We start from the raw sequence: 8,617 nt of genomic DNA, 5'->3' as shown, positions 1-8,617 counted from the left end.
GCTCGGCGCGCCGATCATCGGGGCGTGGGCGCCCACCCGGCGCCGCAGCCGGGTCGCCACCGGGGGCCTGCTGCTTTACGCCGCGGCGATCACCGCGTTCGGGCTGGCGCCCGTCTACTGGCTCGGGTTCGTCTCGCTCCTCCTCGTGGGCGCCGCCCACCTCACGGTCGCGTCGGTGCTGAACACGACGATCCAGCTCCTCGTCGACGAGCGCATGCGGGGGCGGGCGTTGTCGATCTACCTGATGGTCCTCACCGGCACGATGCCGGTCGGCGCGCTCGTGCAGGGCCAGCTGGCCGAGGCGTGGGGCGCGCCGGCGACGGCGACCACCGCAGGGGCGCTGATGCTCGCCGGCGGCGTCCTCGTCCGGCTGCGCACGCGCTTCACGGCGCCGATGGACGCCCCGGGCCCAGCCGCGGCCGCCGACGAGCCCGAGGTCGAGGTCGAGGGCGAGGCGGCCGACGCCGTCGCGCCCACGTCCGCCGTCGACATCGCTGGCGCACCGTCCGCCGCCCGCTGACGCTCGGGCCGAAACCCCGGCTGCGCAACGGCAAACCCGGCCGTCGCCGCGTCGTCAGGCCATCTCGTCCGCGTTCGCCATCCACACCTCCCCGTCGGGGCAGCGCTTGCGCAGCGGGCACCACCAGCAGGGCGGGCCCGGTCGCCGCACCGGTTCGGCCGCCCCGGATCGCAGGGCCAGCATCGCCGCCACGCCGGCGACCGTCCTCGCCACGGCGGCGTCGAGCAGCCCGGGCGTCACGTCCTCGGGGGCCATGCGGCCGGCGTCGAGGTAGTAGGTCGCCACCCGGCGGGGCGGGACGCCGACCTTCAGCGTCTCGAGCAGCGCGTAGAAGCGGAGGTCGTGCAGGTGGTCGGGCGAGAACCCGCCCGTCTTCAGGTCGACCAGGACCTTCCCGGCGGCGCCGACGGACCGCCCGAGCGTCAGGTCGACCTTCCCCCGCAGGTGCACCCGACCGCCGCACAGCTCGGCCCTGGCGCGGCTCTCGGTCACCGGCGTCCACCGCTTCTGGAGCGGCGGCCAGCACTCCACGAACGCCGTCACCCGGTCGTTGGCCTGCGCCCGCAGCTCGGCCCGCTCGACGTCGGAGCAGGTCCGGAGCCAGTCGGCGAGGCTGTCGTCGCCCTCGGCCAGCCGCGAGGTCGCCATGTCGACGAGGTCGAGCGGGGTCGGCTCGCCCCGCACGTGGAGCGACAGCTCGACGGCCTTGTGGGCGACCGTGCCCCGGGCGAGCGGCACCGACCAGTCGAACCGGGTGGACTCGGCCGCCCAGCGCGCCTGGCAGCCGTGGGCACCGGCCAGGTCGTGCTTGGTGACGACGAGCGGGTCGTCCGGCGCCCGGTCGGCGACGAGCGGGGCGAGCGCGTCCTCCAGCTCGTCCACCAGGCGATCCCTTAGGTCGGGCGGGAAGGAGGGCCGGGGCCCGCCCGCGGTGGCACCGAGCTGGTCGATGACCGCCTGCTGCGCCGGGTTCAGCGCCGGTGCCGTTGCCGCCAGGGCCATGTCCAGGATCGTACGGACGGGGTGTGACAGGAACGGGGACCGTCGGGCAGGCGCCGGGGCGCGCCGTCGGCCGCCGTTCAGTGTCACACCCCTTGCGGAGAATGGACGGCGTGGAGGCAACCTCGCTTCGCTTCGCCGCTGCCGCCCGCGACCTCGGCCTCGCCTGCCGGCGCCGGGGCCTGCGCATGCCCGGGTTCCGCAGCCCACCCCGGCTCGCCGGCGTGAACCGGTCGGTGCGGCGCCGGCCCGATGGCGGTGTCACGGTCGCCGTGCGCATCCGCGGTCGACCGTTCGCCGCCGTCATCGCCGACATGATCGAGGGCGTCGTCGTCGCCAACGGGCTCGACGGCGAGGCGGCCGACCGCGTCCGGGAAGCGCTGTGGTCGGCCCTGCCGGGCGAGGACCGGGTGGTGGCGGCGTGAGCGGGGCGGGCGGCGTATGTTCGACCCGCCGCCGCCCGGGTGGCGGAACTGGCCAGACGCGGAGGGCTTAAACCCCTCTGGTGCGCGAGCACCATGCGGGTTCGAATCCCGCCCCGGGCACCTCCGACGTGCTGCTTCGCCCGTCACGTCCGTCGACCGCCTGCCCGTCGTGCCGTCGCTCGTCACGGGCTGGTGACGGTCGGGTACCGCGCGGCGTCACGGTGCTCGCGGCCAGAGGATCGGTCCACGGCGGGGCCGTACGTGGGCTTGCGTCTTCGACCTCGGAGCAGCAACGGCGGAGAGGGTTCCGCACTCGAGCGCCGCTGAAGCGGCGCGCTTCGAGAGGTCATCGTGTCCCTCGAGACGTCGTCGACCTTTGCCCCTCGGTCGAAGGCGACCCTCGGCCAGTACCGCGATCAGCGGCCCGCCTCCGCACGGCGCCGCTCGCGCGACACGACCTTCCGCAGCTACCAGGTCGCTGCCGCTCGTGTGCGACACGCCATGGGAGCGGCGGCCGTCCAAGCCGTCACGTGCTCGATGTCGAGACGCCGTACGCGGGCGCTCCCGAAGTCCGGGTGGCCGGGACACCACGCACCTCGTGCTCCGGAAGGCGCTCGGCGACGCGGAGCGGCTCGGCCTCGTCGCTCGCAATCCGGCGGGCGTGGCGAGAGCGGACGTGTGGTTGGGCGCGACGACGGGTCGAGGTCGGTCGTCGTCGACCTCAGGGGCTGCTCGGTGACCTTCGGCTTCGACCTCGCGCCGTCTATCCCCAGTCGGGTACGACGCCGACGCGTTCGGGGTCGCCCTTGGTGAAGAAGAGCTCGGGGCCGAGGTGGTCGCGCACGGTCTGTTCGACCGCGACCGTGGCCGGGTCGTCCCAGTCGCGGGGGTCGTGACCGACCGCGATCAGGAAGCCGTCGCCGACGGGCGTCGCGTTCGGTGCGGACCCCAGACGGCGGGCACCGAGGAGCTCGACGTAGGGGCGGCCGAAGTAGTTGAGCCAGAACACGCCGGGGAGGTGCCGGCCGAAGTCCCGGCCGACGGCGCGTACCGGCGGCTCGTCGCTCATGACCTTCGACCAGTACTCCTCGACGTGGGAGGCGGCACCCCAGGCAGGGGACAGCCGGCCGGCGAGCGCTTCGAGCGCCGCCCGCACCCAGTCCGGCCCAGGCGCAGCTTCGACCTTGGCGCGCCGTACCTGTAGGGCGACGTGGTTGCCCAGGTCGTAGGACCGGCCGAGCGGGGCGAGCACCAGTTCGTCGACGGAGATCACGACGGTGAGCTCTGGGCCGGCGCCACGGAGCTCGGCCGAACCGGCGAAGCGCGCGTGGGGTGGCCGCCCGTACTTCTCCACCAGTGCCCGGTAGGTGTCCCCGCGTTCGCCGGCGGCGGCGAGGACGGCGGACGCCAGCGCATGAGGGTCCGACAGGTCGATCGGGACCTGGTCCCGTGGGGCCTTCCACACCCTCAGCTTCCGGCACCACCGGGGAGCGACCGACGCCAGTACGTCCTGGACGAGGTCGAGGTCATCCGTACCGAGGAAGCGATCGAACACCACCTCGGCATCCAGGTCGTGACCGGCGAAGTCAGGCTTCACAGCGGCGAGATGATGACGTGCCCTCTTCGGATCCAGTCGTGCAACTGGCCGCTCCCGGGGAGTGTCGCGTTCGTGAAGATCTCCAGTGGCACACCTTCCTCACGCGCGAAGCCCACGAGATCGCGAAGCTGCGCACTGCTCGAGAGCCTAGTGACGTCCTTGACCTCGACGACGGTGCCTCGCGTCGGCCAACGCCCGACCCGACAGCGACCCTGCTGCTGGTGCGCCGGCTGGTGCCGCGAAGCGCCCAGCGGCGGCGGCGGACAGCCGTCGTCCGCCGGCCGTGACACGTCGCCTTTCGTTCCCGGCGGGTGAAGGGGGTCCGGCTCCGCGAGCGGTCAGGGCGGTCGAAAAGCGACAACTCCCTCGGGCTGGAAGGATGTGGCGGGCGCTCGCGCCTGCATCGGGAGGGGGGGAGTCGATGAAGATCGTCGTCACCGGAGCGGGCGGGACGGTCGCGCACGCGGTCGTCGGTGCGCTCCTGGCCAACGGCCACGACGTGACCGCGACGGACGTGGTCCGGCCCGGGTTCCCGGCGGCGTGGGCCGGTGCCGTGCCGTACCTACAGGCCGACCTGTGCGACGCCGGGTCGGCGATGGTCGTCGTCGCCGGTGCCGACGTCGTCGTCCACGCCGCGGCCATCCCGTCGCCCGACAACCACCCGGGCCACGTGGTGTTCCACAACAACGTCCAGTCGACCTACAACGTCGTCGAGGCGGCCGTCCGGTGCGGCGTCGGCCGGGTCGTCAACATCTCGAGCGAGGCCGTCGGCGGCTACATCTACGGGGATCGTCGCGTCGTGCCCCGCTACGTCCCCGTCGACGAGGAGCACCCGACGGCGCCGCAGGACCCCTACAGCGTCGGCAAGTCGTTCGCCGAGCAGCTGTGCACCGCGGCCGCGCTGCGGTCGGACCTGCGCTGCACGACCCTGCGGCCCACGTGGGTGCAGTGGGAGGGCACCTACGAGCGGAACCTCGGGCCGATCGTGCGCCAGCCGATGGCCGGCTGCGAGAACCTCTGGGCCTACGTCGACGTCTACGACCTCGCCGACGCCATCACGGCTGCCGTCGCGTGCTCGTTGCCCGGCCACGAGGTGTTCTACGCGTCCGCCGCGGACAACGCCGGCGGGAACGACCTCGCCGACGTCGTCGCCCGGAAGTACGGCGGCGAGGTGCACCTCCGTTCCCTCGCCCGCCCCGACGCGTCCGGCGTGTCGTGCGCCAAGGCGGGCCGCCTCCTCGGCTGGCGGCCGCGCCGGTCGTGGCGCGACTACCTCGACGGCGACGGCCGCTCCCTGATCGACGCTGCCGCCGGCCACCGGCCGACGTACCCCGGACCGGTCGCCGTCTCCGGCTAGCCGGCGGGGGCGGGCTGGACGTCCCCGGTCGCGCACGAGCCCGAGCCCGTCAGCGTCACCGTCCGCGCGACGGCGTGCCGGTCGCCGACCTGCCCGGCGGCGACGGACGCCTCCCGGCGCCGGCGGCGGGCTCGGGCCCGGCGACGACGGCTAGAGCGTCAGCTCCACCCAGGCCGGGTCGTGGTCGCTGCCGTCTCGGGTGAGGCGGCGGCGGCGGCCGATGCCGGCGCCCGTCTGCTTGGCCGACAGCCCCGCGCTGATCCACACGTGGTCGAGCAGCTCGTAGTGGGCCGGCACGCCCGACTCCTTGAACCGGTGGGTCCACGGCCTCGACGGGGCCGGTGGGTCGTCGGCCGGCGCCGGCCGGTCCTCGGTCGCCTCGGCCAGGCCGTCGACCAGGGGCAGGCCGTCGCGCATCGGGCCGAGGAACTCCGACTCGGGCGGGTCGTTCATGTCCCCGACCACGAGGTAGCGGCTGTTGGGCCGGGTCCGCAGGGTGACGATGCGGGCGATGGCCGCCGCCTGCTGGCGCCGCCGCTCGTCAGCCGCCGCGGCCCCGGCCTGCTGGTCCTCGCCGAAGGGCACGTAGTGGCTCTTCAGGTGGGTGTTGAACAGGGTGAAGAGCCGCTTCTCCCGCTTGGCGTCGAGGATGTCGACCTCCACCAGGTCGCGGCTGAACACCGGCTCGGTGCCACCCGGGTGCACGGCGTGGCGCCACGAGGTGACGCCGCCGATGGGCAGGCGGGACAGCACGCCGACGTCGATCAGCCGCGGGTCGTTGCCCTCGACGAGGACCGCGAACCGGTAGCCCAGCTCGGCCAGCTCGTCCTGCGCGAACCGGTGCAGCGTGTCGACGTCCTCCACCTCCTGCACGGCGAGGACGTCGACGTCGAGCTGGCCGATGCGCTCGGCCACCCTGGCCCGCTCGGTGGGCGGCTTCCCCTTCACCAGGCGGCCCTGGTAGGTCCGGAGGCGGAAGCTGGTGGGGTCTTCGAACCGGAACGTCGTGGTCGTCTTGACCCCGATGTCGCCGATCGCGCCCACCTCCGCCGAGAAGTTGAACCTCGAGAAGAGGTTGTTGAGGTTGAACGTGCCGACTCGCACCCGCATGGCGGCCTCCCCCCGACGCGCCTCCGCGCGACGGTAGCTGTCACCCCTTCACGTCGAGGCGCTCCTTGATGAGGCTGACGTCCCGCGACAGCGTGAGCAGCTGGCGCAGCACCTCGGACAGGGTCACGTCGTCGCCGCCCTGCGCCGCCGACGGGGACGGCGCCGGCGCCGGCAACGGCGTGCCGCCGCAGGGCGTGCCGCCGTCGGGCGCCGCCGCCGGCGCGAACGTGCGGATGATGTCGATGATCGACCCCGGGTTCTCCCGGAGGTCGAGCACCGGCCCGTACTTCTTGATGATGAACTCGACCACTTCCTCGTCGCCGGTCATGTCGTCGCCTCCGCTCGGGTGCCGATGGTCGGATCGGATGGGTCGGGGCGGACGGCGCGCTGGCGGGCCCACGTCATCAGCGTCGTCTTCGTCCCCGCGGTGACCGGCGTGGCCGCGTGCAGCAGTCGCTCGTCCGGCGCGCCGCCCTCGGTCAGGTTGCGCCAGGCGAGGAGCCGGCCGGCGCTCGCCTCGTAGGTGCGGTCGAGGTGCCGGAAGGCGGTCCCGCCGCCGGCGGCCGGCGTGTCGAGGAACAGCAGGAACGTCCACTCCCGCTCGCCGCCCGGCTCGTCCGCGTACCCGCCGGCGTCGAGGTGGAAGTCGTAGCCGTCGGTCTCGCCGAACCGGGTCGCCTGCCACCCCTCGAACCGCTCCGGCGCCACGCCGAACGTCGCCTCGATGCGGCGCTCGACGTCCGCCACCAGGTCGAGCAACGGCGCGACGAACCAGTCCGCGGTGGCCGTCTCGCTCCTGCGCCGCCACGTCCGCCCCGAGCGCAGCACGCCGTCGCCGTCCCTCGCCACGACCGTGCTCGGCCGCCACCGGGTGAACCGCAGCTCGCGCAGGATCTCGGCGCACGCCGACGGCGGAAGGAACCCGTCCAGGCAGGCGACGAACGGCGGCGCCCGGTCGGGCGGGCTCACGTCGCCACCAGCGGCGTCATCGTCCTCGCCTCGTAGTCGGCGATCGAGCGGACGGGGCCGAGGTAGCCGGGCGGCGGCTCGGCGGCGCCGAGGAACAGGTCGCGCATGCGGTCGAGGGCCGCGGCGTGGCCGACGTGCCAGTCCTCGTGGTCGACCCAGTGCGGCACCCGCGAGCCGCGGTCGTAGCAGTGCCAGCCGACGACCCGGTGCGGGTGGAAGAAGTCGTAGCCCCACGTGAACGCCTGGGTCGACGTGACCACCTCGTCGCGCAGGTAGTACATGTCGGGGTCGAAGCGGACCTCGGCGTTGAGGGCCCCGGCCGCGAAGACGAAGTGCAGCGACAGGAAGTCGCCGGCCGCCGGCTCGTCGAGCCGGGACCAGAACGGCAGGGGGTAGCTGGTCAGGCGGGCGAGCACCCCGTCCTCCCGCTCCAAGGGGTAGATCCGGGTCGGCGCCTGCTGGCGGCCGAGGGGGTCGATGGCCGGGGTGTAGGCCGGGAGGTAGGCGGTCAGCAGCGGCTTCGGCGACCGGGCCAGACACTGCCGGTACATGGCCACGAGGGCGGTGTCCCAGCCGGGCACGAAGCGGTGGTGGAGTCGATGAGCATCGTGAACGGCTCGCCGTCCCAGCGCTGCTGGAGGATGCTCCTCGCCCAGTTCGCCGACCGGCTCTCCCGGTAGGACGCCTCGATCAGCTCGAGCCCGGGCAGCCGGCGCACCTCGTCAGGCAGCTCCTCGTCGTCGCGCTGCCAGAGGACGCACGTGCGCAGCCGGCCCGGGTGCGCCGCCTTGGCGTAGAGGTCGAGGAGGGTCGGCCCGAGCTCCGGGTCGCGGTAGGCCGGCACCTGGACGTAGATGGTGTCCGTGGGACCAGCCAACCAGCGCGTCCGGTGTGCGTCAAGAGTGCCGATCGAACGGTACCGTCGGGTTGTGCCGGGGGTCCCGACCGTGCCGTTCGCCGTCTTCCTCGCCGACCTCGGGCCGACCGGGCCCTGGCTGGCGGTCGACCCCCGCGAGCCGGTGGCGCCGGCCTGGTCGGCGCCGGCGTTCGAGCAGGGCTGCCGGCGGGCCTCGGCGGTCGACCTCGCCACCGGGTGCCGGTGGCCGGTCTGGCTCGGCCACGGCGAGGCGGCGACCGCGACCGCGCCCGCTCGCGGTGCCGAGGACGGCGTCGCCGGGCGCCGGCGCGCGCTCGACGAGGCGGCCCGGCGCTTCGCCGCCGAGGGATGGTGCACGGTGGACGACCTCGTGCCGCCGGCCCACGTGGCCGCGCTCGGCCGGCGGTACCGCCGGCTGGCCGAGGGCGGCGGGTGGGCGCTCGGCGACGCCCAGGTCGACCGGCGCCGCAGCGTCGCCGACGACCCCGTCGCCCTCGCCTTCCACCGGGAGCTGACGGCGACGGTCGCCGCGCTCGCCGGCCGGCCGCTGCGGCCCTCCTACTCGTTCGTGTGCGCCTACGAGGAGGGGGCCACGCTGGCCCGCCACCACGACCGGCCGCAGTGCGAGGTGACGGTCTCGCTGGCCGTCGACCGCCACCCCGCCGACGCGTCCTGGCCGTTCTGCCTCGACGCGCCGGGCGGCGTCGCCGAGGTGCGGTGCCGGCCGGGCCAGGCCGTCGTGCTCCACCGGTCGCTCGCCCAC

The 8,617-nt window shown here is 74.3% G+C and carries 11 protein-coding genes and 1 tRNA gene; 5 read left to right on the top strand and 7 right to left on the bottom strand.

The window, feature by feature from the left end:
- The coding region (locus VGB14_04760; GenBank protein HEX9992219.1) for an MFS transporter at positions 1 to 520 on the top strand (520 nt) is incomplete at its 5' end.
- A 54-nt stretch (positions 521 to 574) separates the two neighbouring features.
- Here the strand turns inward: VGB14_04760 and VGB14_04755 are convergent.
- On the bottom strand, positions 575 to 1,522 hold the full coding sequence (locus tag VGB14_04755) for a PD-(D/E)XK nuclease family protein (GenBank protein HEX9992218.1): 948 nt from the start codon (positions 1,520 to 1,522) through the stop codon (positions 575 to 577).
- A gap of 110 nt (positions 1,523 to 1,632) precedes the next feature.
- Between VGB14_04755 and VGB14_04750 the strand changes: the two genes are divergently transcribed.
- The gene (locus tag VGB14_04750) at positions 1,633 to 1,944 is read left to right on the top strand and encodes a hypothetical protein (protein HEX9992217.1); all 312 of its coding nucleotides are present in this window, start codon (positions 1,633 to 1,635) and stop codon (positions 1,942 to 1,944) included.
- A 33-nt stretch (positions 1,945 to 1,977) separates the two neighbouring features.
- Positions 1,978 to 2,064, top strand: a tRNA-Leu gene (locus VGB14_04745).
- A 643-nt stretch (positions 2,065 to 2,707) separates the two neighbouring features.
- Here the strand turns inward: VGB14_04745 and VGB14_04740 are convergent.
- Positions 2,708 to 3,541: a hypothetical protein gene (locus VGB14_04740; protein HEX9992216.1), complete on the bottom strand. Its 834-nt coding sequence runs from the start codon at positions 3,539 to 3,541 to the stop codon at positions 2,708 to 2,710.
- 421 nt (positions 3,542 to 3,962) lie between these two features.
- On the opposite strand from VGB14_04740, the gene VGB14_04735 reads away from it, so the two are divergent.
- Positions 3,963 to 4,898 carry an NAD(P)-dependent oxidoreductase gene (locus VGB14_04735; GenBank protein ID HEX9992215.1) on the top strand — a complete coding sequence of 312 codons (936 nt, stop codon included), beginning with the start codon at positions 3,963 to 3,965 and terminating at the stop codon, positions 4,896 to 4,898.
- Between the two features lie 150 nt (positions 4,899 to 5,048).
- On the opposite strand, the gene VGB14_04730 is transcribed toward VGB14_04735, so the two are convergent.
- Genes VGB14_04730 through VGB14_04710 form a run of 5 tightly spaced genes read right to left on the bottom strand, consistent with a single transcriptional unit; the run spans position 5,049 to position 7,854 of the window.
- Positions 5,049 to 6,008: an endonuclease/exonuclease/phosphatase family protein gene (locus VGB14_04730; protein HEX9992214.1), complete on the bottom strand. Its 960-nt coding sequence runs from the start codon at positions 6,006 to 6,008 to the stop codon at positions 5,049 to 5,051.
- 40 nt (positions 6,009 to 6,048) lie between these two features.
- Positions 6,049 to 6,336: a hypothetical protein gene (locus VGB14_04725; GenBank protein ID HEX9992213.1), complete on the bottom strand. Its 288-nt coding sequence runs from the start codon at positions 6,334 to 6,336 to the stop codon at positions 6,049 to 6,051.
- Positions 6,333 to 6,977, bottom strand: coding sequence for a 2OG-Fe(II) oxygenase (locus VGB14_04720; GenBank protein ID HEX9992212.1), 645 nt, complete (start codon positions 6,975 to 6,977; stop codon positions 6,333 to 6,335). Before VGB14_04720 ends, VGB14_04725 begins: the two co-directional genes overlap by 4 nt.
- Positions 6,974 to 7,558, bottom strand: coding sequence for a GlcNAc-transferase family protein (locus tag VGB14_04715; protein HEX9992211.1), 585 nt, complete (start codon positions 7,556 to 7,558; stop codon positions 6,974 to 6,976). Before VGB14_04715 ends, VGB14_04720 begins: the two co-directional genes overlap by 4 nt.
- Positions 7,486 to 7,854, bottom strand: coding sequence for a GlcNAc-transferase family protein (locus tag VGB14_04710; protein ID HEX9992210.1), 369 nt, complete (start codon positions 7,852 to 7,854; stop codon positions 7,486 to 7,488). Before VGB14_04710 ends, VGB14_04715 begins: the two co-directional genes overlap by 73 nt.
- 52 nt (positions 7,855 to 7,906) lie before the next feature.
- Here VGB14_04710 and VGB14_04705 point away from each other — a divergent pair.
- Positions 7,907 to 8,617, top strand: a 711-nt coding sequence (locus tag VGB14_04705) for a hypothetical protein (GenBank protein ID HEX9992209.1), incomplete at its 3' end; no start/stop codon positions are given.

The organism is Acidimicrobiales bacterium, from assembly GCA_036399815.1.
In the GTDB taxonomy this organism is placed as follows: domain Bacteria; phylum Actinomycetota; class Acidimicrobiia; order Acidimicrobiales; family DASWMK01; genus DASWMK01.
The sequence above is the reverse complement of the archived record's forward strand: the minus strand, read 5'-3'. Positions and strand labels throughout refer to the sequence as shown.

What these genes read in the sequence shown, in the direction of transcription:
- VGB14_04755 (HEX9992218.1), bottom strand. Translation starts at nt 1,522, where the DNA reads ATGGCCCTGGCGGCAACGGCACCGGCGCTGAACCCGGCGCAGCAGGCG.
- VGB14_04735 (HEX9992215.1), top strand. Translation starts at nt 3,963, where the DNA reads ATGAAGATCGTCGTCACCGGAGCGGGCGGGACGGTCGCGCACGCGGTC.
- VGB14_04730 (HEX9992214.1), bottom strand. Translation starts at nt 6,008, where the DNA reads ATGCGGGTGCGAGTCGGCACGTTCAACCTCAACAACCTCTTCTCGAGG.
- VGB14_04725 (HEX9992213.1), bottom strand. Translation starts at nt 6,336, where the DNA reads ATGACCGGCGACGAGGAAGTGGTCGAGTTCATCATCAAGAAGTACGGG.